This is a genomic window from Halobaculum limi (assembly GCF_029490015.1).
Lineage (GTDB): Archaea > Halobacteriota > Halobacteria > Halobacteriales > Haloferacaceae > Halobaculum > Halobaculum limi.
In genome coordinates, this window is record NZ_CP120468.1 from 2,442,691 (window position 1) to 2,463,985 (window position 21,295).

The 21,295-nt window shown below is 66.4% G+C and carries 17 protein-coding genes; 9 read left to right on the plus strand and 8 right to left on the minus strand.

Translation table 11 applies throughout. The features are described 5' to 3' along the window. Window positions 1–34 precede the first annotated feature (34 nt). Entirely contained in the window at window positions 35–988 is a 954-nt protein-coding gene (locus P0D77_RS12340; RefSeq protein WP_277555801.1) for a DUF368 domain-containing protein, read from the plus strand. A gap of 102 nt (window positions 989–1,090) precedes the next feature. Continuing rightward, window positions 1,091–1,537: a DUF371 domain-containing protein gene (locus tag P0D77_RS12345; RefSeq protein ID WP_277553375.1), complete on the plus strand. Its 447-nt coding sequence runs from the start codon at window positions 1,091–1,093 to the stop codon at window positions 1,535–1,537. A 25-nt stretch (window positions 1,538–1,562) separates the two neighbouring features. Here P0D77_RS12345 and P0D77_RS12350 read toward each other — a convergent pair whose 3' ends face one another. From P0D77_RS12350 to P0D77_RS12360, 3 genes are all read right to left on the minus strand, one after another. Continuing rightward, window positions 1,563–2,024 carry a DUF7332 family protein gene (locus P0D77_RS12350; RefSeq protein ID WP_277553376.1) on the minus strand — a complete coding sequence of 154 codons (462 nt, stop codon included), beginning with the start codon at window positions 2,022–2,024 and terminating at the stop codon, window positions 1,563–1,565. 75 nt (window positions 2,025–2,099) lie between these two features. Next, window positions 2,100–2,471, minus strand: a complete 372-nt coding sequence (locus tag P0D77_RS12355) for a methylglyoxal synthase (RefSeq protein ID WP_277553377.1) — start codon at window positions 2,469–2,471, stop codon at window positions 2,100–2,102. Between the two features lie 85 nt (window positions 2,472–2,556). Beyond that, on the minus strand, window positions 2,557–4,482 hold the full coding sequence (locus P0D77_RS12360; RefSeq protein WP_277553378.1) for a beta-CASP ribonuclease aCPSF1: 1,926 nt from the start codon (window positions 4,480–4,482) through the stop codon (window positions 2,557–2,559). 222 nt (window positions 4,483–4,704) lie between these two features. Between P0D77_RS12360 and P0D77_RS12365 the strand changes: the two genes are divergently transcribed. The 7 genes from P0D77_RS12365 to P0D77_RS12395 all read left to right on the plus strand — a co-directional run bounded on the left by P0D77_RS12365 (window position 4,705) and on the right by P0D77_RS12395 (window position 14,581). Next, the gene (locus P0D77_RS12365) at window positions 4,705–5,229 is read left to right on the plus strand and encodes a DUF7984 family protein (protein ID WP_277553379.1); all 525 of its coding nucleotides are present in this window, start codon (window positions 4,705–4,707) and stop codon (window positions 5,227–5,229) included. Next, window positions 5,226–5,750 (plus strand): 8-oxo-dGTP diphosphatase, encoded by a 525-nt coding sequence (locus tag P0D77_RS12370; RefSeq protein WP_277553380.1) that lies wholly within the window; start codon window positions 5,226–5,228, stop codon window positions 5,748–5,750. The genes P0D77_RS12365 and P0D77_RS12370 overlap by 4 nt, the downstream gene beginning before the upstream one ends. 206 nt (window positions 5,751–5,956) lie before the next feature. Next, the gene (gene proS, locus P0D77_RS12375) at window positions 5,957–7,450 is read left to right on the plus strand and encodes a proline--tRNA ligase (RefSeq protein ID WP_277553381.1); all 1,494 of its coding nucleotides are present in this window, start codon (window positions 5,957–5,959) and stop codon (window positions 7,448–7,450) included. A gap of 219 nt (window positions 7,451–7,669) precedes the next feature. After that, window positions 7,670–12,211, plus strand: a complete 4,542-nt coding sequence (gene gltB / locus P0D77_RS12380) for a glutamate synthase large subunit (RefSeq protein WP_277553384.1) — start codon at window positions 7,670–7,672, stop codon at window positions 12,209–12,211. A gap of 176 nt (window positions 12,212–12,387) precedes the next feature. After that, window positions 12,388–13,323: a methenyltetrahydromethanopterin cyclohydrolase gene (gene mch, locus P0D77_RS12385; protein WP_277553385.1), complete on the plus strand. Its 936-nt coding sequence runs from the start codon at window positions 12,388–12,390 to the stop codon at window positions 13,321–13,323. Between the two features lie 6 nt (window positions 13,324–13,329). Beyond that, a complete protein-coding gene (locus P0D77_RS12390; protein ID WP_277553386.1) occupies window positions 13,330–13,896 on the plus strand; it encodes a double winged helix-containing putative transcriptional regulator in 567 nt (188 codons plus the stop codon). Next, window positions 13,889–14,581, plus strand: coding sequence for an HAD family hydrolase (locus P0D77_RS12395; RefSeq protein ID WP_277553387.1), 693 nt, complete (start codon window positions 13,889–13,891; stop codon window positions 14,579–14,581). Before P0D77_RS12390 ends, P0D77_RS12395 begins: the two co-directional genes overlap by 8 nt. 24 nt (window positions 14,582–14,605) lie before the next feature. On the opposite strand, the gene P0D77_RS12400 is transcribed toward P0D77_RS12395, so the two are convergent. From P0D77_RS12400 to pyrF, 5 genes are all read right to left on the minus strand, one after another. Continuing rightward, a complete protein-coding gene (locus P0D77_RS12400; protein WP_277553388.1) occupies window positions 14,606–16,228 on the minus strand; it encodes a GTPBP1 family GTP-binding protein in 1,623 nt (540 codons plus the stop codon). Window positions 16,229–16,341: 113 nt separating this feature from the next. Further along, entirely contained in the window at window positions 16,342–16,854 is a 513-nt protein-coding gene (locus P0D77_RS12405) for a J domain-containing protein (protein WP_277553390.1), read from the minus strand. A gap of 124 nt (window positions 16,855–16,978) precedes the next feature. Beyond that, entirely contained in the window at window positions 16,979–18,274 is a 1,296-nt protein-coding gene (locus P0D77_RS12410) for an RNA-guided endonuclease InsQ/TnpB family protein (RefSeq protein WP_277553391.1), read from the minus strand. Window positions 18,275–18,558: 284 nt separating this feature from the next. Beyond that, complete coding sequence (locus P0D77_RS12415) at window positions 18,559–20,385, minus strand: histidine kinase N-terminal 7TM domain-containing protein (RefSeq protein WP_277553392.1); 1,827 nt, start codon at window positions 20,383–20,385, stop codon at window positions 18,559–18,561. 72 nt (window positions 20,386–20,457) lie between these two features. Then, window positions 20,458–21,276, minus strand: coding sequence for an orotidine-5'-phosphate decarboxylase (pyrF, locus tag P0D77_RS12420; RefSeq protein WP_277553393.1), 819 nt, complete (start codon window positions 21,274–21,276; stop codon window positions 20,458–20,460). Between the last annotated feature and the right edge of the window lie 19 nt (window positions 21,277–21,295).

Here is a 21,295-nt window from a genome sequence, read left to right on the forward strand (position 1 = left end):
CGACGGCGGCGTGGAAGCCGTCGACACCGACGCAATGTCGGTTGATGACGACCTCGCGAACGACGTCGGCGCGGTCGGTGCGTACCTCCGTGGCGTCGCAATGGGGGCGGCAGACGCTGTCCCCGGTGTCTCCGGCGGCACAATCGCGCTGATCACCGGTATCTACGACCGCCTGATCACGGCGTTCACCTCGGCGTCACCAGCGCTTGTGCGTCGTGTCCTCTCGGATCTGGTGTCCGACCCAGCCGACCTCAAGACGGTGTTTCGTGAGGTCGATGGCGCGTTCTTGCTCGCGTTGGGTGCGGGCATCGCAACAGCTATCCTCACCGTAACCCGCGCGCTTGACATCGCTTTAGAGACGATTCCAGTACTGACCTACGGGTTCTTCTTCGGCCTAATCGGAGCCTCGGCAGTCGTCTTACGTGGCGAACTCGTCTTGAATACGCGTGGCCGGATCGCTGCCGCAATCGTGGGCGTCGTCGTCGCGTTCGTCGCCTCTGGAAGCGCAAGCGCCGCGCTCGGTACCTCGGTCGCGGCAACATTCTTCGCAGGCGCAGTCGCAGTGAGCGCGATGATCCTCCCTGGTATCTCCGGATCGCTGTTGCTCGTTATCCTCGGCCAGTACGAACGGATGACGAGTGCGCTGTCGGCGTTCGTTGACGCCCTCCTGGCAACACTCACAGGCGGGTCAACGGCGACCGTCGTCGAGACGGGCGTACCCGTCGTCGCCTTCCTCTCCGGCGGTGTCGTTGGCCTGTTGACGGTCGCCCACACCGTGCGCGCGGCGCTGTCAGCCCGTCGGGAGGCGACGCTGGCGTTCCTCGTCGGACTCATCGTGGGTGCGCTTCGTGCCCCTGTCGTCAGAGTCACCGAGGCGGTCGGCAGCTGGACACTCACCATCGGCGGTGAGTTCGCCCTCGCCGCTGCAGTGGGAGCTGTACTTGTCGTCGGCGTCGAACGCGCTGCCGGCGGCATCGACATTGACTGATCCGGCATCGGTACCGCCACGAGTCGGTCACGCCCTACCTCTCTCACGTCCGCACGCTCGCGAGTCGCTCTCGTTTTGTCCCGGGCGGTCGGACTCGACGTTATGAGTGATGAGACCGCCGACACTGCGGTCCGCGAGGTAATCGTTCGCGCCGAAGGACACGAACACGTCTCTGCCGAGCACACCAGTACGTTCGAAGTGACGAGCGACGACTGGCTCACCCCCGCGGGCGACTGCATTCTCGCAGTCGACGCCGACACCACCCCCGCAGACGTGCCACAGTCGTTCGTCGAAGCGTGTCGAAGTCACGAGGCGACGATCACCGCTGAATTCGCCGCGGCCGATGCGACACAGACGGTCGAGGGGCACGGTCATCCGGACCTCACCTTCGAGGGCAACCGGAGTATGGTCGGGCGAACAAGCGAGTACGTTGATGAGCGAACCATTATGATCGGCGCGGACGCGGCCGCCACGGACTTCCACCGCCGACTCGTCACGGCGTTGGAACGGGGCGCACCGCTGACGATGACGCTGCGTGTCGAACCGTGACGCGGCAAGGCCGTCACCACGACCGTTACTGACCGCTATCCGTCTCCTCGACCGAACACTCCGCTTGTCTGACGCCCTCAACGGGCGACTCCGACTGCGTGTAGGTGTCGTCGCCGGGAGCCATCGCGAGCATCGGGAGCGACAGCGTGTAGTCGAACGCGATCGCGAACCGCGAGAACGGGTCCGCGAAGAACGAACTAACGTCGCCGACGCCGGCGAACACGAGGCCGGTTCGCAGCGAGACCACCTGCACCTCACCAGTGTTGCCGGTGATAGAAACGCCAAGCGCTCCTTTTCCTGTGAAGTTGGTGAACAGTGAAGTGTACACAGAGATGTCCATCGTCGGTCCCTCTGTACCAACGTCGAGGTCGCGACCGTCACCGAAGCAGTCTGCGGGGTCGGCAGCCGCGGGCGCGACTGCGGGTCCCGTGAGCATCGAACAGACGAGTACAACCGCGACGAGCGACCGGAGGAGCGGCGATGTCATCGAGTCTACTCCGAACTCGCGTCTACTGGTTGAAAAACCTACACACCCGAGTCTCACGACTGATGCGGTCGAGAGTCACTCGCCGAGACCGATCCCCTCTACGAGATACGACGCCGACGTGGGATTCGTCGCCAGCGGCACGTCGTGAACGTCGCAGATGCGCAACAGCGCGGAGATGTCGGGTTCGTGCGGTTGAGCGGTCAGCGGGTCTCGGAGGAAGACGATGCCGTGGCAGTCGCCGTTGACCACCTCCGCACCGATCTGCATATCACCGCCGAGTGGGCCAGACGACTTCCGCTCGACCGTGAGGTCCGTCTCCTCGTTCAGGCGCTTTCCAGTCGTCCCCGTCGCGAGGAGGTCGTGCGTCGAGAGCGTATCGGTGTACTCGCGAGCGAAGTCGATGAGCGTCTCCTTCTGTTCGTCGTGCGCGATGAGCGCGAGGCGCATACGTGGGTCTCACCGCGGCACGACTTGAGTTCGGGTGTCGAACGCGCGGCGGTCGGACGCCGAATCAGCCGAGAACGCGCCGATCCTACTTGAAGCGGAACGTCTCGAGGTTCTTCGGCGCGAACGTCCGCATATTGTACTCGTGGTACAGCGCCGACGAGAAGTCTTGGACGGAGCGCTCGTCGCCGTGGACGCACAGCACCTTCTCGGGACGGGGGTTCATCGTCTTCACGAAGTTCTCCAGTCCCTGGCGGTCGGCGTGGCCGGAGAAGCCGTCGACTGTCTCGACGCCCATCTTGAGCGTGAGCGTCGAGGTGCGACTCCGATCTTGCGGGTCCTGTACGGGAATCTCGTCCCAACCGTTCTGGATGCGTCGGCCGAGCGTCCCCTGTGCCTGGTAACCAACAAACGTGAGTTTCGAGTTCTCCTCGGTTCCGAGGTGGCGCAGCCACGACATAATCGGCCCGCCGGTCATCATCCCGGAGGTCGAGAGGATGACGCAGGGGCCGCCGTCGGCGACCTCCTGGCGCTCCTCTTCGCCGCCGTCGATGTGGTTGAACTGGTCGGCGAGGAACGGGTTCTCGTCTTCGTGGAAGATGCGGTCGCGGAGGTCGTCGCGGAGGTACTCGGGGTAGGTGGTGTGGATGGCCGTCGCCTCCCAGATCATCCCGTCGAGGTGGACGGGCATCTCGGGAATCTTGTCGGTGCGCATCGCCTCCTCTAACACCATCATAATCTCTTGTGACCGGCCGACCGCGAACGCCGGGATGAGGATCTTGCCGTCCTCCTCGTACGTCTCGTTGATCACCTCGATCAACTTGCGCTCGGAGTCCTCCTGGTCGGTCTGGTAGTCGTTGCGCCCGCCGTAGGTCGACTCCATCACGAGCGTCTCGACGCGCGGGAAGTCGTTGACCGCGCCGTTGAACAGGCGGGTGTCGTCGTAGTGAATGTCCCCCGAGAAGCAGACGTTGTAGAGGCCGTCGCCGATGTGGAAGTGCGAGACTGCGCTCCCCAGGATGTGCCCCGCGTTGTGGAACGTGAGTTTCACGTCCGGCGCGATGTCGGTCACGTCGCCGTACTCCAGCGGGATGGTGTGTTTGATCGCCTCGCGCACCTGCGCCGACTCGTAGGGCGGCGTACGCCCCTCCTTGCTCGCGACGTCGAGGTAGTCGAGCGTGAGCAAACCCATCAGGTCGCGCGTCGGTTCCGTGCAGTAGATGGGACCGTCGTAGCCGTACTTGAACAGGAGCGGAATGAGCGCCGAGTGGTCGAGGTGGGCGTGGGTTAGCACGACCGCGTCGAGGTTCTGTGCGCCCGCGCCGAGTGCCTCCGGCACCTGGAGGTACGGCACTTCGCCCTCCGCGCCGGGCTTGTCGCCGCAGTCGATGAGGATGCGCGTCTCGGCGGTGTTGAGGATGAACGACGCGCGTCCGACCTCGCGACAACAGCCGAGGGTGGTGATGCGGACCCACTGCTCGTCGGCCATCTCTTCGCGGTGGATGGTGCGGCCGACGCGTTCGAGGATGTCGCGGCGCTCCTCGCGTTCCTGCTTCAGGAAGTTGCGAACGTTTGAGACGGTGGAGGACTCGATGGGGGGCGTGCGAACGACCTCGGGGGTCCAGCCGACTTCTTGAGTAATCTCGCGGAGAGTCGCGCCGTGGCGGCCGATGACCATTCCCGGCTTCTCCGCCTCGATGACGACCTCGCCGGTGTCCTCGTGGAAGTCGAGGTCGGTGACGCCGGCCTCCTCGGGGATGACGTCACGGATCTTGGATTCGGCCTCACGCGGGTCAGAGAGGACGTCCGGATGCGGACGAACCGTGATTCGCTTGCGGAGTTTGGAGGCGAGGCGTCGGATCAGGTCGCCATTCTGCGCGAACGCTTTGGGGTGGCGCGTGTAGATGACCAGTTCCGGCCCCTCGTATTTGACGTCGGTAACCGTGATGTCGCTGGGGATTTCCGATTCGATCTGTGCTTTCGTCTGCTCTAACTGTTTCTCGACTTGGCTCATAACTGAGATACGCGTCGTCTGCACCGCGGGGCGTCGCTGTCGGTCGCTACGCCCTCGGGTCGACTGTGAGTGGAAGACTGCATGAGTACGGGACGCTCCGTTGAGGTAGCCCAAGTGGGCGACGGAAAACCCGCTTGTTCCCACGTAGTCGCCGCGTGTTATAAAACTCTTCGCAAACCGCTACCCGGAAACCACTACCCGTCATTGGGACGTATTTCGGATATGCACGTCACTCCCGACTCTGTCACCGCCGAACGCGACCGCCTGCGCGACCGAGCGTCGGTCGTCGTTCCCCTCCTCAACGACACTCGCGCCGCTCTCGCCGAGATGTTCGAGACGGAGGTGGCGTCCGTCACCGAGGCCCAGTATCGCCGCGAGATAGACCTCTTGTTCGCCGACGGCGACCGCGCGGTCAACGTCGCCGCCCTCGCGGGTCTCCTCAGGGAATTGGACGTCGAGGGCGACTATCCGGGGTTCGTCGTCGACGAACTCCTCGGCCGGCAGTTGGCGGCGACCATCGCCGGCGAGCAACCCCTCGCCCTCCTCGCAGAAGCGACGTTCCACTTCGCGGATACGCGGAGTCACGGCGACGACGGCGACCCTGCCGGCGTCGACGACCTGGACGCCGCCCTCGCAGCAGGGATTCAGACCCGCCTCCCCGGGTGGTCGTGGCGCGAGCGTGAGAGTCCGTTCGCGGTCGACCCTGCGGACACAGGACGCGACGATAGCGACTCGACAGAGCGATGATCGGACGCGCAGGTGAGGTGACACTCGCCCCGGCCGCCGCCCGCGACCGACTCCCGGAGGCGACGCTGTGTCACGTCGTCGACGGTGACGAGACGCTCCTCATCAGGAAACGACGCGGCGTCGGCGCGGGGAACCTCGTCGGCCCCGGCGGGAAACTGGAGGCCGGGGAGACGCCACGCGACTGTGTCGTACGCGAGGTGCGCGAAGAAGTGGGCATCGACGTTCACACTCCTGACCTCGCAGGTACGTTCGCCTACTGGGCCGACGACTGGTCGGCCGTCGTCCACGTCTTTCGCGCGACGGCGTACGAGGGAACGCCGACGGAGAGCGAGGAAGCCATCCCGGTGTGGGCCCCCGTCGAAGACCTCCCGACCGACGAGATGTGGGAGACGGACCGAATGTGGCTGCCGACGGTCCTCGCGGGCGGGACGTTTCGCGCGACGTTCGTGTATCACGAGGGACAACCCCGGCACGTCGACGTGGAGACGGGCGTCGACCCGGTCGTTCAGCCGCGTGAGTGATCCACAGGGTGGGGGAACGCTCTTCTCGGGCGGCGGTCTCACGTCGACTATGCGCGTCGCCGTCGCCGGACATCGATCCGTCACCCACCGTCGCGAGCGACGCGGCCCGTCGCCGCTGCCGCCGCGTGGCGCGTAGCCACGCCTCCCACCTTCTTCCCCGCGACCGAACGCACCGAGTTTAAGACGGCAGTCCGATACCCACGAGTATGAGCGAACACGACGACGCCGACTCCGACGCACAGGAGTTGGGCATCACGAAATCGAAGGAGTACGAGACGGGAGACTGGTACGCGGAAGTCGTCCGCAAGGCTGGTCTCGCAAACTACGCGCCCGACGGGATGTCCGGGTTCATCATCACCCGCCCGCGCGGGTACGCCCTCTGGGAGCGCCTGCAGAACTTTCTCGACGCGAAGTTCAAGAACACGGGCGTCCAGAACGCCTACTTCCCCCTGCTCATCCCCGAGTCCTACCTCGAAGCCGAGAAGGACATCGTCGAGGGGTTCGACCCCGAGGTGGCGTGGGTCACCCACGGCGGCCACGAGGAGTTGGAGGAGCGACTCGCGGTGCGGCCCACCTCCGAGTCCATCATCGCCCCCTACATGTCGCAGTGGGTCCGGAGCCACCGCGACCTTCCCCTCCGCTTGAACCAGTGGGCCTCCGTCGTGCGCTGGGAGGCGACCGACACGAAGCCGTTCTTCCGCACGAAGGAGTTCCTCTGGCAGGAGGGGCACACCGCCCACGCCACCCGCGACGGCGCGTGGGATGAGACGATGACTCGCCTCGACCAGTACGAGTCGGTGTACGAGGACTTCCTCGCCATCCCCGTCCTCCGCGGGCAGAAGCCCGACCACGACAAGTTCCCCGGCGCGGACACCACCACGACCGTCGAGGCGCTGATGCCCGACGGAAAATCCGTGCAGGGCGGCACCTCCCACTACCTCGGAACGAGTTTCGCGGAGGCGTTCGACATCACGTTCTCCGACGAGGACGAGGCCGACCGCGTCGCCCACACCACCTCGTGGGGGCTGTCGTGGCGGGCGCTCGGCGCACTCATCATGACCCACTCCGACGATCAGGGACTCGTGCTCCCGCCCACGGTCGCACCCACGCAGGTCGTCATCGTCCCCATCTGGCAAGAGGAGACGAAAGACGACGTGTTGGAGTACGCCGAGGGCGTCGCCGAGGACTTGGAGGACGCGGGCGTCCGCGTCGAACTCGACGACCGCGACACGCGCAATCCCGGCTTCAAGTTCAACGAACACGAACTCAACGGCGTCCCGGTCCGCTTCGAGATCGGTCCCTACGAGGTCGAGGACGACGAGGTCACCGTCATCCACCGCCCCGACGGTGAGGAGTCGACCGTCGACCGCGAAGCCATCGCCGAGACGACGCGCGACCACCTCGACGAGGTGTACGCGAAACTGTACGCCCGCGCGGAGGAGAACCTCGAAGGCGAGGTGCGCGAGGCCAACTCGCGCAACGAGATCCTCGGCACCATCGGCCAACACGGCGGCTACGTGAAGACGCCGTGGTGCGGCGACGAGGCGTGTGAGGCAGAGGTCAAAGACCAGATCGCCGCGGAAATCGTGATGGTCCCCTTCGAGGACGACGACGACCTCCACGGCGACGACCACGACGAGACGTGCGCCGTCTGCGAGGAGGACGCCACCCGGACGGCGTACTTCGCGAAGTCGTACTGAGCGCTCGCACCCCTCGACTTCGCGTCGCCATCGCCACTCCCGTCCGGCGACAATCCTCCGATTCGATACTCGTTCGTGAGTGAATCCCTCCGGAACTTTATACGTAAACGACGGTGACGCTCCGAATCACCAGTATACCTTATACATATTAATATGGCAATAACACACCCTTAGCCGTTTAGGGTCAACCCTTTAGTTAGGTGGTCGAACTACCCACATATGACTGAGCCGGACGCGTCGGCGCACGTTGGGGGCCTGGCGGACCCCGCGGACGAGCGCTCGAACTGTGGTGTCGGTGCCGTCGTCGACCTCGACGGTGGTCGCTCACACGAAGTAGTATCGGACGCACTCGAGTTACTGGAGAATCTCGAACATCGCGGGACGACCGGGGCCGAACAGAACACCGGCGACGGTGCGGGCATTATGATCGAACGCCCGGACGCATTCTTCGAGGCGGTCGTCGGCGACCTGCCCGACACGTACGCCGTCGGGTCGCTGTTTATGCCGACCGACGACGCTGCACGCGGCACGCTCGAATCGCTCGTCGAGTCAACGTTCGCCGACTACGACTTGGAGGTGTTGGCGTGGCGTGACGTGCCCACCGACGCCGAGGAGGCAGACCTCGGACAGACCGCACTCGACTCAGAACCCGACGTGTGGCAGGTGTTCGTCGCACCGAGCGACGACGCCGACGAGGAGACGCTCGACCGACGCCTCTACGTCGCCCGACGGGAACTCGAATCGGCAGCCGAAGAGACCAACGGCGGCGGGCAGTTCTACGTCTGCTCGCTGGACCGCCGCCGCGTCGTCTACAAGGGCCTGCTGAAGGCCGACCAGATCGACGCCTACTACCCCGACCTGCGCGACGACCGCCTCGACTCGGGCGTGGCGCTCGTTCACGCGCGCTTCTCGACGAACACGCTCGGCGCGTGGCACCTCGCACACCCGTACCGCAACGTCGTCCACAACGGCGAGTTCAACACCATCCAAGGGAACGTCAACTGGATGCGGGCCCGGCAGACGGATCTGGCGGGCGGCGGCTTCACCGACGAAGAACTCGACGCCGTCCGGCCGATCATCTCGGACCCGAACCAGTCGGATACTGCGTCCGTCGACGAGACGCTCGACCTCCTCCTGCAGGGTGGCCGCGAGTTGCCCCACGCCCTGCGGATGATGATCCCCGAGGCGTACCGCAAGGACGACGCGATGGGCGAGGACCGACGCGACTTCTACGACTACCACGCCTCGCTGGTCGAACCGTGGGACGGCCCGGCGCTCGTCATCGGCTTCGACGGCGACCGCGTCGCCGGCGTCCTCGACCGCAACGGCCTGCGACCGTGTCGATACGACGTGACGACCGACAACCGCCTCGTGATGGGCAGTGAGGTCGGCGCACTCGACCACGACCCCAGCGAGGTGCGCGAGCGCGGCCGCCTCCGTCCCGGCGAGACGTTCGTCGCCGACCGCGAGGCGGGCCGAGTGCTCGACGACGAGGAGGTGTTCGCCGACCTCACCGACGCCAAGTACGGCGAGTGGGTCGACACCGAACAGCGTGACCTCGTGGACGTGACCGCTGCGGCCGACCCGTCGCCCGAGACCGGCCCGGGAGACGACCTCCGCAGCAAGCAGGCCGCCTTCGGCTACACGACCGACCAACTGAACCACCTCATCGGCCCGATGGCCGAACAGGGGAAAGACCCGGTCGGGTCGATGGGCGATGACACGCCGCTGTCGGTGCTCTCGGAGTTCGACCGCCCGCTGTTCACCTACTTCAAGCAGTTGTTCGCGCAGGTGTCGAACCCGCCCATCGACTACATCCGCGAGGAACTGGTCACGTCGCTGGAGACGCGACTCGGTGCCCAGCGCAACCTCCTCGGCGAGACGGCCGAACATGCTCGGCAGGTCGTCAACGACTCGCCGGTCGTAACGGAAGCAGAGACAGCGACGCTTCGCGACCTCGATAGCGCGACCGACGGAGCCCTCTCCTCGGTCACGCTGGACATGACGTTCGATCCCGACGACAGCCTGCAGACTGCGGTCGAGGATCTTCGCGCGGCCGCGGCCGACGCGGTGCGCGACGGTGCGGACGTGGTCGTCCTCTCCGACCGTGACATGGGGCCGGACCGCTACCACATCCCGAGTCTGCTCGCGACGGGCGCGGTCCACCACCACCTCGTGCGCGAGGGCCTCCGTGCGCGTGCGGACCTGGTCGTCGAGTCGGGCGACCCACGCGAAGTCCACCACGTTGCCTGTCTCGTCGGCTACGGCGCGGGCGCGGTGTGCCCGTACCTCGCGTACGACACCGTCCGCGACATCGTCGCCGGGCCCGACGGCGCAGACGAACAGAAGGCGCTGTCGGCGTACCGCGACGCCCTGGAGATGGGCCTGCTGAAGACGATGGCGAAGATGGGCATCTCCACCGTCGAGTCCTACCAAGGCGCACAGATCTTCGAGGCGGTCGGCCTCGACTCGGACCTCGTGCGCGAGTACTTCGAGGGCACCGAGATTCGAACCGAGGGGATCGGCCTCCCGGAGATCGAATCCGACCTCCGCGAGCGCTACCGCGTCGGCTTCGGCGAAGACCCCAAACTGGAGACGCAAGGCGAGTACGAACACCGCTCGACGGGGATCAAACACGGCTGGAACCCCCACTCGGTGAACGCCCTCCACCGCGCCGTCCGCGAGGGTGACCGCGAGGCGTGGGACGAGTTCGCCGAACAAGTGAACGACCCCGACACACCCGCGGAACTGCGGAACCTCCTCGACATCGAGAACGACCGCGACTCCGTCGACGTCGAAGAGGTCGAACCCGTCGAGTCCATCGTCGAGCGCTTCTCGACGGCGGCGATGAGTCTCGGGAGTCTCTCGCCGGAGCAACACGAGAACAACGCCATCGCGATGAACCGCATCGGCGGGAAGTCCAACACCGGCGAGGGCGGCGAACCGCCCGAGCGGTTCGACACGGAGAAGAACTGCAACGTCAAGCAGGTCGCCTCCGGCCGCTTCGGCGTCACCTCGAACTACCTGACGAGCGCCGACGAGATTCAGATCAAGATGGCGCAGGGGTCGAAGCCCGGTGAGGGTGGCCACCTGCCCGGCGCGAAGGTGAACGAGTACATCGCACACGTGCGCTACTCGACGCCAGGCGTCGGCCTCATCTCGCCGCCGCCGCTGCACGACATCTACTCCATCGAGGACCTGAAGCAACTCATCTACGACCTGAAGGCGGCCAACCCCGAGGCAGACATCAACGTGAAACTCGTCTCCGAGGCCGGCATCGGCACGATTGCCGCCGGCGTCGCGAAGGCGGAGGCGGACGTCGTCCACATCTCCGGGCACTCCGGCGGGACGGGCGCCTCGCCCAAGACCAGCATCAAGAACGCCGGCCTGCCGTGGGAACTCGGCGTCGCCGAGGCGAACCAGATGCTGCGGGCGACGGGCCTGCGCGACCGCATCACCGTGTCGACGGACGGCGGTCTCAAGACCGGGCGAGACGTCGCGGTGGCGGCACTTCTCGGCGCCGAGGAGTTCTCGTTCGGGACGGGTGCGCTCGTCTCCTCCGGGTGTGTGATGGCGCGGCAGTGCCATCAGAACACCTGCCCGGTCGGCGTCGCCACCCAGCGTGAGGACCTGCGCGACCGCTTCCCCGGCGAACCCGAACACGTCATCAACTATATGACGTTCATCGCGCAGGAACTGCGCGAGTACATGGCCGAGTTGGGCTTCCGCACGGTCGACGAGATGGTGGGGCGTGTAGACTGCCTCTCACAACGGGAGGTCGACCACCCGAAGGCGAAGAAACTCGATCTGTCGGCGGTCATCGCGGAACCGAACGACGACGGCCCGCGGCACAAGGTACGAGAGCAGGACCACCCGGACCTCGACGACGCACTCGACTGGGACCTGTTGGAGGAACTGGGCGACGCCATCGAGACGGGCGAACCGGCGGCGCTGTCGGCGGACGTCGACAACACCGACCGCGCGGTCGGTGCGACGCTGTCCAACCGCATCTCGAAGGCACACGGCGAGGACGGCCTGCCCGCGGGAGCACTCGACCTGGACTTCCGCGGCGAGGCGGGCCAGTCGTTCGGTGCGTTCCTCGCGGACGGCGTCGACGCCCACCTCGTCGGCGCGGCCAACGACTACGTCGGCAAGGGCCTCTCGGGCGGCACTGTCGTCGTCCAGACGCCCGAGGACGCCGGCTTCGAGGCCGACGAGAACATCCTCGTCGGCAACGTCGCGCTGTACGGCGCGACCGACGGCGAGGCGTACGTCAACGGGATGGCCGGCGAGCGGTTCGCCGTCCGTAACTCCGGCGTCAAGGCCGTTGTCGAAGGCGTCGGCGACCACGGCTGTGAGTACATGACTGGCGGCGCCGTCGCCATCCTCGGCGAGGTCGGACGCAACTTCGCGGCCGGGATGTCCGGCGGCGTCGCGTACGTCCACGACCCCGACGACGACCTCGCGGCGAAGACGAACCACGGGATGGTGAGCCTCAGTGACGACCTCACCGACCAAGACGAGGCGATGTTGCGCCGCCTCGTCGAGAACCACCGCACGCGCACCGACAGCGACCGGGCCGCCGAACTCCTCGCGAACTGGGAGTCGGCAGTCACGGAGTTCACGCGCGTCCTCCCCGACGCCTACGCCGAGGTCATCGCGGAGGGGCGCGGCGACGACGTGCGCGAGGAACTGCCCGACGCCGCAGAGGGCGGGCACGCGACCGCGGAGTTCGGAGCGGGCGTCGCAAGCGACGACTGACGCGAGACGCGAGCGAAGCGAGCGTCTCGGAGCGACGGCGGAGCGGTCTTCGTGCCGCTCCGCCCACGAACGAGGCCTCAGAAAACCGGCGACGAGGTCTCCGTGCCGAGTCACCCGGTCAGCGCGTCGTCACCGAACAAGACCGAACTTAACCGGGATGCCGACGAAGCCGCCGTATGGACAGTCTCAACCGGATGGCGGTGGAGTTGGTCGACGAGGCGCTCGATTTCGCCGACGAACTCAACATCGCTGGCTACGAACTTGACAGCGGCGCGACGGTCATCGACTTCGGCGTCGAGGCAGACGGCGGCCTCGAGGCCGGTCTCCTCCTCGCTGAGATCCAGACCGCCGGTCTCGCCACCCTCCAGACGCGGATGGGTCGCGTCGACGGGTCGCCGACGCCGTTCGTCGAACTCACGACAGACCACCCCGGACTCGCGCTGCTCGGCTGTCAGAAGGCGGGGTGGGAACTCGACTTGCCCCACTTCGCCGGCCTCGGCTCGGGTCCCGCGCGGGCGCTCGTCGGCGAGGAGCGCGAGTATCAGGCGCTGGGCTACTTCGACGAGTTCGACCTGACCGTCCTCTGTGTCGAGAGCGCTACGCTCCCCGACGACGACGTGGTCGAACACGTCGCCGAGAAGGCGAACGTAAACCAGCCCGCCGTCTTCCTCCCGACGACGGCACTCGGATCGACTGCGGGGAGCGTCACTGCCGCCGCCCGCGCCGCGGAACTCGCGGTGTTCCGCCTGTTCGAACTCGGCTACGACTTAGACGACGTCAAGTCGGTCGCGGGGACCGCGCCGGTCGCGCCCGTCAGTTACGACGAGACGGAGGCGATGGGCCGGACGAACGACGCGCTGGCGTACGGCGGCGAGGTCCACCTCACCGTCGCGGAGGACTTCGACCAGTTCGATGAAGTCCCCTCCAGCGCGGCCAGCGAGTACGGTCGTCCGTTCAGCGAGGTGTTCGCGGACGCCGACTACGACTTCTACGAGGTCGACGAGTCGGTGTTCGCGCCCGCCGCCGTCACGGTCGACGTGCTTGACGGTCCGACGTACGCACTGGGCGACACGCACGACGACCTGCTGGCCGAGTCGTTCGACTACCAGTAGAAGTAGATGAAGTTCAAACTCGTTCCGGAGCCACCGGCGTCGCTCGCTCTCGTCGCAGAGGCACACGCGGCCGTCCCGCTGGTTCCGGGCAGCGAGGACGACTGCTGTGCGCGGCTGATGCGACGGGTGGGCTTTCGCTCGCGCGACGTGGCGCGGACGTGGCTCACCTTCCTGCGAGCGGTCGGACTAGCCGAGGAGACGCCGGACGGCTTCAAGCGACTTCGTGACGATCCGACGCCAGAACTGCTCCGCGAACGACTGCTCGACGGCGTGTACGGTGCGAGCAACACCGCCGACGCCCTACTCGCGACGGCGGACCCCCTCGACGCCGCCGCTGCCTTCGAGGGGTTCGCCGACCGAGTTCCCAACTGGGAGCGGTACCGGACCGACGACTGGGAGTCCGTGTGGCGTGAACGAGTCGAGCGACACCTGGAGTGGTTCGTCCTCCTCGACCTCGCGGAGTCGGTCGACGGCGGCTACCGCCCGACTGACCGCCTCCGAGCGCTCCGCGACGACGACAGCGCCGACAGCGAAGATACCGGGAGTCACGACACCACCGACGACGATGCCTGACGACGGGAGTCGTCTCGCCGCGCCGCTCGCAACCGCCGACGCCGTGACGTTCGACCTCGACGACACGCTCGTCTCGTATCGCCGGTCGCCCGGCGAGGTGTTGGCGGCCGCGTTCGAGACGGTCGGCGTCGACCCGCTGTTCCCGGTGGAGGCGTACTACGAACGGTTCGCCGAGTTCAACGACCAGACCGACTCGATGGCGGACCTCCGCGAGGCCTGCTTCGCTGCGCTCGCTGCCGAACGTGGTCACGACAGCGACCTCGGCCGGACTGTCGCCCGCGCGTTCGCACGTGAGCGCGACCACGGAAACGTCGAGTGGTGCCCGGGCGCACGCGAGGTGTTGGACACGCTCGACGCGGCGGACGTCTCGTATGCGGTCGTCACGAACGGCCCGCCGGACGCGCAGGCGGCGAAAGCCGGAGCCGTCGGCGTGGATGAGCGTGCCGTCACCGTCGTGTTCGCCGGTCACGACACGGCGGCGAAACCCGATCCGGCGCCATTCGAGCGTGCGCTGTCGACGCTCGGCGTCGCAGCCGGTGATGCCGTCCACGTCGGAGACTCCGCTGACTCGGACGCCGCAGGCGCACTCGACGCCGGAATGGGCGCAGTTCTGGTCGGAACCGACGGCGTGGCCCCAGATGGTGCGATTCGGGTGCCGTCGCTAACGGCGGTACTGCGCGACTGAACGACGTACCGCGCTGTCCGGCAGTTACTCGTCGGCGTAGTTGACGCCGGTGACGGTGCCGACACCCTTGCTTCGCCCCTCGCGGAAGACGAACCGCTGGCCCTCCTCGACGAGATACGGCTGGAACTTGAATCGAACCGTTGTCTCACCGGTGTCGCCCGGGAGGAGTCGCCCGCCGTCGGGCGAGAAGACGGCCGCCTCACTGATCGTTTCGAGGTGGACGACGGGTTCGTATCCGGCTTTGATCCGCGTCGGGTGGTTGAGCACCATCACCTCCGCCTCGAACGAGCGGACGGGCCGCGGGTCTGCGTCGCGGGGGACCAGTGCCATCCCGCGAGAGATGTCGGCTTCCTTCACGCCCTTCAGCGCGATGCCGACGATCCGACCGGCGCGTGCCTTATCGACGCGGTGGTAGTGCATCTCGATGGAGCGCACCTCCACCTCGCGGAAGGTGCCGTCGGGCATCGGGCCCAAGAGGAGTTCGTCACCCGCCTCTACTTCACCCGAGCGGATGGTGCCGGACGCGACCGCGCCGACGCCTTTCACGTCGTACGCGCGGTCGACGTACATCCGGAAGTCGCCGTCGGCGTCGTCGGCCCGCTTTGGCAGCGACTCCAGCATCTCGTCGAGTTCCGGGATGCCCTGTTTCGTGACTGCCGACGTGAGGAGGATCGGCACGACGCCGTCGCCAATCTCCTCGACGGCGGTCGCGACGCCGTGGCGCTCCACTCGCAGCGGCGTCTTCCCCACGTCTCGGAGCATCGACTCCACCTCGCGTTCGACTTCGAGCATCCGCTGTTCGGGCGCGGCGTCGACCTTCGTGATGGCGACGACGGTCGGCAACTCCATCGCGAGGAGGATGCCGAGGTGTTCGCGCGTGGTCTTCGTCGGGCCGTCGTCGGCGGCGACGGTGAGGAGGCCGTAGTCGAGTTTCTGCCCGACTAGTCCGCGGATGGTCGTGCGGAGCCACGGTTCGTGGCCGACCGTGTCGACGAACGAGACGAGTCGATCCGCTTCCTCGACGACGCGTGCGCGGTCCGATTTGCGGTCGGGGTTGTCCATCCGGACGGGGCCGTCGTCGTCGAACCCGTAGACGCCGTAGCTCAGGTCGGCAGAGAGCCCCCGCTCCATCTCGTGGGGTTGCACGTCGAGGTACGAGCGGGTGCCGCCCTCGCCGTCGTCGGCCTGCCCGGTGACGAGCGTCCCGACGAGGGTGGACTTGCCGTGGTCGACGTGGCCTGCCGTGCCGACCACGATGTGGTCGTCGTCGGCCTCGAACGCCGCGCCCTCTCGGACGGTGGCGATGCCGACGAGTCCACCCTCGGCCTCGTCGCTGCCGGCGGCCCACGTCTCGACCTCGTGGATGTGTGCGTCGGCCTCCTCGGCGAGCAACGAGAGGACGTCCATCGACTCGGAGAATTCGGCGGGTGCGATGCCCGCGATGCCGCCGTCGTCGGTGACGCCGATGACGTACTGCGCCTCGCCGTCGCCGGAGAGGACGCGGTGGCGCAACTGTGCGGCCAGCGATTCCATCCGCCCCTCTGCGAGGTGGACGGCTCGGGTCAGGCGGGTTTTGAACTCGATGTTGCCGCCCTCCGTCTCGCCGTGCGCAATCGTCCGTCGAAGCACGGCGCGGTCAGCGCCCATGTGCGAGGGTAGCGTTCGGCGCCTATAACGGTTTTCACGAGTATGCCTCACAAACACACGGGAGCGCTCGGGAGCGGTCTATCGCGACGGAGAGAATCTGCGTAGCTGCCGGCTCAGTCGTCTTTCAGCGTCTCGTAGGCGCGATTGACGCGCTTAAACTCCTCTTCGTCGCCGCCGGAGTCGGGGTGTGTCTCTTTCACGCGTTCGCGGTACGCCGACTTCAGGTCCGACTCGGAGACGCCGGCCTCGACGCCGAGCGTTCGCCGCGCGTCGCCCGGCGGCATCCCCGAGTTTCCGCGCATACTGGCACCACCCGTCGGACCGCGACCGTTCGGACCGACCCGGCCGCCGTCGCCCATCCGCGCGCGTGCCTCCCTTGCGAACCGGGAGTTGCCGCCGCGAGGGCCGCGACTCGCCCGTGCCCGGGCTTGCTCTCTGGTCGCTCGGTCGCGGAGGTCCTCCTTCATCCGGCCGGACGCCTGATACCACATAAAGTACGCCGCCGCCCCGGTCGGGATGGCCGCGACGAGGACGAACAGCGACTGCGTGATCCCGAGCATCACGAGCGTCGCCGTCAACCCGGCGAGCACGGCGGCGATCCCGAGGATGAGTACGTCACGGTCCACAGCCAGTATCGGCGACGGCGAACCGTAAACCCCTCGCCGGGCCACCGAGCACACCAACCGTGATGAGACTCCGCGAACAGCGGAGAGAGACGAGTATGAGCGTCACCGGACTGTGTCAGGTGTGTCAGTGACCCACGACTGAAGTCGTGGGCTTGTCAGTGGACTCCCCTTCTGCCGTCGCTTTGACGGAGGCGGTGTAATCGCCGTTCAGGTTCAGCGTCCCTGACGTCAGCGCACACTGACGGGGTGCGCCTCCACCCGAAGACGTCTGCCCCGAGTGGAGTCGCTTGAGAAGTTTGCGAGCGATATTCTTGCTCGCGTTGTAGTCCGCGTTCAGTTCGTACTCGCACTTCTGACACACGAATTCGTGCTTCGACCGTCGATTCGATTCGTGCGTAAATCCACACGACGAACACCGCTGAGAGGTGTATGCTGGACTTATCTGTTCAACCTCGATTCCGAACATTTCGGCTTTGTATTCGGTGTACTGGTACAGGCGTCGGAACGCCCACGCGTGGAATCGCTTCGCACCGGCAATCCGCTCGCGAATGTCGGTCAGATTCTCGAAGGCGATGTGCGTACAGCCGTGGTCGCGAGCCTCTTCGAGAATCTGATTCGAGGCGCGGTGCAGTTCGTCCTGCATCCAGCGGTGTTCTCGATCTTGCATCGACTGAATCGACAGGTGCGCCGAGCGCGTCCCTGTCTGTTGCATCGACCCGCGAGTCTTCTCGAACTCTCGGCGCCGATGATTCATCTCGTCGGCGTTCCCGATGAACGCGCCCGTGGAAGTCACGGCGAGCGAGCCGTCCACGTTCAGGTCGACGCCGAGGACTGTTCTGTGCTCGGCGTCAGAAGAAGTCGTGGACTGCTCGTCACTTTCAATTCGGCGCATCCGAGCGTGGAGGTAGAACGACTCCGTAGAGCGGTCGTACTGCAACGTGGACATTCGGAACTCGAAGTCCTCGTTCAGCAGGTACTCGCCAATCGGTGTTTCGTTGGGGTTGTCGGGAAGCACGTAGTCGCACTCGACGCGACCGCTCACCGTGGAAAGGGAAACGTGGTCGCGGTGGAACGTCGCTGACCGCTTATCATAGACGACGCTCCACGCATCAAACTGCGGTTGGCTGGTTTTCTCACCCTTCTTGAGTCGGGCGACACCGCTTTTCGTAGCCTCGATAGCACGACGAATCCCTTTCTGCACGAGGTTTGCGGTCAACTCCGTCTCGTTTCGGAGTTGGTTGTAGAGGGCGTTCTCGGCGTTCTGTTTCGAGGTGACGCAGTAGTCGTGTGGGTGTCTCCACGCCCACTCTGCGGTGGTGTTCGCACAGTGGAGGAACTGGTTTTTGGTTTGATGGAGGTCGTCGCACCGCTCGTGGGGTACGTCGAGTTTGACCTTGACGGTGCGAATCGCGTCCTCCATCTGTACTTCACATCTCAAAGTATTTCTTTATATTTCTACGATTGGCGTGGGGAGTCGGACTGCCATCGCTCGTGGGTTTGTTCGAGGATTGTCGGATTCCTCCCACGGCTAAAGCCGTGGCTGCCTCCTTGCATTCGTGTGAAGCCGCCCCGGCGCGCTTCACCTGCGACCACTGTGGCGCGGCCGTCTGTGCGGACCACTACGACGAGGCCGCGGGCACGTGCGTCGAGTGCGCACGGCTTCGGGACTGACTGACCCCGCCGACAAGCCGCTCGGATCGGCCGTCACTCCCGAGGCTCGCGATTCGCGTCGGCGGTCGCGTCGACAGAGACACCGTCCCCGTCGGTCACCGGCGTCTGTTGGGGGGCGTCGATCGCGGCAGAGCGAACGGGGTCACCATCCCCGCCCGCGCTGTCGGGGGAATCACCATCCGCGACCACGTGGCGTGGGAGCGTCACCGTCGCAGTCGTCCCGCCGTCGTCGGCGTCAAACAACAGGTCTGCGCCGAGGATGCGCGTTCCCCACCGAACCACCCAGAGTCCGAGACCGCTCCCGTGTGAGAGGGCGCTCTCGGTGCCCGTGCGGATGCTCTCCAGTTCCGTCTCCGGGATGCCGGGGCCGTCGTCGGCGACGACGAACCGCACGCCGTCGTCGTCGACCCGAACGGCGACGCGGATGGCCGATTCGTCGGTGTGCTCTGCGGCGTTCTCCACGAGATTCCAGAGGACGACGTCCAACACCGACTCTCGGACGGTGAGCGTCAGGCCTTCGGGCACGTCGACGGCGATATCGGCGTTCGGGCACGATTCGCGCGTCTGTTCGACGAGGCTGCGACACAGAGCTCTCGCGGACACGTCGTGGACGCCGCGGTCGTCGCCGTCGAGTATCTCCTCTACGTCGCGGGCCTTCTCACCGAGTCGTTGGAGTGCCCGCCCGCGGCGGCGGATGGCGTCGGCGAGCGGTGCGTCCGCCTCCTCGACACGTTCGGCGAGGAGGTCCGCGTTGCCGACGACGACCGTCATATCGTTGCGGAGGTTGTGTCTGAGGACGCGGTTGAGCACTTCGAGGCGCTGTCTGCGTGCCTCTCGGTCGGTCACGTCCGCGAACGTGACCGTGTAGCCGACGGTCCGATCGTGGTGGTCTGCGATGGCGGAGACGGTCGCCTCGTACACGCGATACTGCGCCGCGTGCGTCTGTTCGATACGCTGTGGCTCCGTCGTCTTCAGGTCGACGTCGTCGACGAACGTCGACAACGGCGTTCCCGCGACCGCCTCCTCTTCTCTGTCCACGCCCAGCACCGGCCGCGCAGCGCCGTTGAACTCGATGATCTGTCCGTCCGCGTTGACGACGACGAGACCGACGCCCACGTCCTCGATGGCCGCGCGGCGGCCGAGCACCTGCGTCGCTGGAAGCAGGCCCTGGAGTTCGAATCGGAACAGCGCGAACCCGAAGAGTATCCCCGTGATGGCGAGCGTCAACGGCGTCAGATCGAGCGCCGGGACCGGCGGGATGAAGAACGTCGCCTTCACGTGCGCGACGAAACTGACGGCGGTCCCGAGGATGAGAGCGATCCCCTGATCGCGATACAGCGACCCGTACGACAGCACCGGTTCGAGCAAGAACACCACCCCCGCGCCGATGACGGCCCACCCAAAGGCGGCGTGGACGTAGAACCACGGCCCCGGATCGAACGTCACCGTCGCGGCCCCGAAGACGGGCGTGATACGGTAGTTCGTCCACATCAGGCCGTGCGTCGGCGCGGTCGCGACCAGGACGGTCGTCACCACGGGGACGACCGCCAGCACGGCGATCAGTCGGCGACTGACGTACTCGCCGCGTCCGGTGTAGCCCAACGCGAACAGGAGCCACGCGGGCGCGATAATCGCTTTCCCGATTTCGAGTGGAACCTCGAACAGTTCGCGCACGCCCGGATCGAACGCGGTCAACGCGAGTGCGTACGACAGCGACCAGACTGCGACACCCGCCATCAAGGCGGCGAAGGGGGCCGCACCGGGTTCGCCACGATTTTGCCACGCGTAGGTCCCGACGGCCGTCGCCGTGCCACCCGCGAGGAACGCGAAGATGACAACGACAGCACCGTCGGAAAGCATACGCCCCCTTCGTCGCTCGACACCTAAATACGAACCTGCCCGGTTCGCAGAACCGATAGCGGCCGACGGACGCTACGCTTCGGTTCGATGCCGATTCAGTCGGTCGCGGAGGCGCTTGGCGGCCTGCCCGGACGCCTTCGCGAAGTTCTCGCCAGCGTCCTCACCTGCGAAGATGATGCCCCGCGAGGAGTTGACGAGACCGACGCCGTCGGCGAGGCCGTACTCGACGGCCGCCTCCGCGTCGCCGCCTTGCGCGCCGACGCCGGGGACGAGGAACGGGAGGTCGGGCACCTCCTCGCGGAGTTCCTCCAACTCATCGGGCGCGGTCGCGCCGACGACGAGGCCGACGTTGCCGCGTTCGTTCCACAGGTCGGCGACGGCGGCGACCCGGCGGTACAGCGGTTCGCCCGACGCCAGTTCCAAGTCCTGCAGGTCCGCCCCGCCGGGGTTCGAGGTGCGACAGAGGACGAACACACCCTTGTCGGCCTTCGAGAGGAACGGCTCCAGCGAGTCGCGACCCATGTACGGGTTCGCGGTGATGGCGTCGACGTGGTCCAGCAACTCGGCGTACTTCCGGGCCGTGTTGCCGATGTCGGCACGCTTCGCGTCCAGCAAGACGGGCACGTCCTTCCCGTGAGCGTACGCGACCGTCTCGCGGAGGCTTCGCCAGCCGTCGGCGTCCTCGTAGAAGGCTGCGTTGGGCTTGTAGCAGGCGGCGTACTCGTGGGTGGCGTCGATGATGCGACGGTTGAACGCCCACCGCGGCAGATCCTTCTCGTGGAGGTGGTCGGGGATGCGGTCGAGGTCGGCGTCGAGGCCGACGGAGACCACCGTGTCCTTGCGGTCGATGCGGTCGCGAAGCGTCTCGAAGAAGGCGTTGAACTGGGGCATACGCCGCGGTTCGCGGCCG

What these genes read in the sequence shown, in the direction of transcription:
- P0D77_RS12400 (WP_277553388.1), bottom strand. Translation starts at nt 16,228, where the DNA reads ATGGGCGCTGACCGCGCCGTGCTTCGACGGACGATTGCGCACGGCGAG.
- P0D77_RS12360 (WP_277553378.1), bottom strand. Translation starts at nt 4,482, where the DNA reads ATGAGCCAAGTCGAGAAACAGTTAGAGCAGACGAAAGCACAGATCGAA.
- P0D77_RS12340 (WP_277555801.1), top strand. Translation starts at nt 35, where the DNA reads ATGTCGGTTGATGACGACCTCGCGAACGACGTCGGCGCGGTCGGTGCG.
- gltB (WP_277553384.1), top strand. Translation starts at nt 7,670, where the DNA reads ATGACTGAGCCGGACGCGTCGGCGCACGTTGGGGGCCTGGCGGACCCC.
- P0D77_RS12410 (WP_277553391.1), bottom strand. Translation starts at nt 18,274, where the DNA reads ATGGAGGACGCGATTCGCACCGTCAAGGTCAAACTCGACGTACCCCAC.
- P0D77_RS12355 (WP_277553377.1), bottom strand. Translation starts at nt 2,471, where the DNA reads ATGCGCCTCGCGCTCATCGCGCACGACGAACAGAAGGAGACGCTCATC.
- P0D77_RS12365 (WP_277553379.1), top strand. Translation starts at nt 4,705, where the DNA reads ATGCACGTCACTCCCGACTCTGTCACCGCCGAACGCGACCGCCTGCGC.
- P0D77_RS12395 (WP_277553387.1), top strand. Translation starts at nt 13,889, where the DNA reads ATGCCTGACGACGGGAGTCGTCTCGCCGCGCCGCTCGCAACCGCCGAC.
- P0D77_RS12390 (WP_277553386.1), top strand. Translation starts at nt 13,330, where the DNA reads ATGAAGTTCAAACTCGTTCCGGAGCCACCGGCGTCGCTCGCTCTCGTC.
- P0D77_RS12415 (WP_277553392.1), bottom strand. Translation starts at nt 20,385, where the DNA reads ATGCTTTCCGACGGTGCTGTCGTTGTCATCTTCGCGTTCCTCGCGGGT.
- P0D77_RS12370 (WP_277553380.1), top strand. Translation starts at nt 5,226, where the DNA reads ATGATCGGACGCGCAGGTGAGGTGACACTCGCCCCGGCCGCCGCCCGC.
- P0D77_RS12350 (WP_277553376.1), bottom strand. Translation starts at nt 2,024, where the DNA reads ATGACATCGCCGCTCCTCCGGTCGCTCGTCGCGGTTGTACTCGTCTGT.
- proS (WP_277553381.1), top strand. Translation starts at nt 5,957, where the DNA reads ATGAGCGAACACGACGACGCCGACTCCGACGCACAGGAGTTGGGCATC.
- pyrF (WP_277553393.1), bottom strand. Translation starts at nt 21,276, where the DNA reads ATGCCCCAGTTCAACGCCTTCTTCGAGACGCTTCGCGACCGCATCGAC.
- P0D77_RS12345 (WP_277553375.1), top strand. Translation starts at nt 1,091, where the DNA reads ATGAGTGATGAGACCGCCGACACTGCGGTCCGCGAGGTAATCGTTCGC.
- mch (WP_277553385.1), top strand. Translation starts at nt 12,388, where the DNA reads ATGGACAGTCTCAACCGGATGGCGGTGGAGTTGGTCGACGAGGCGCTC.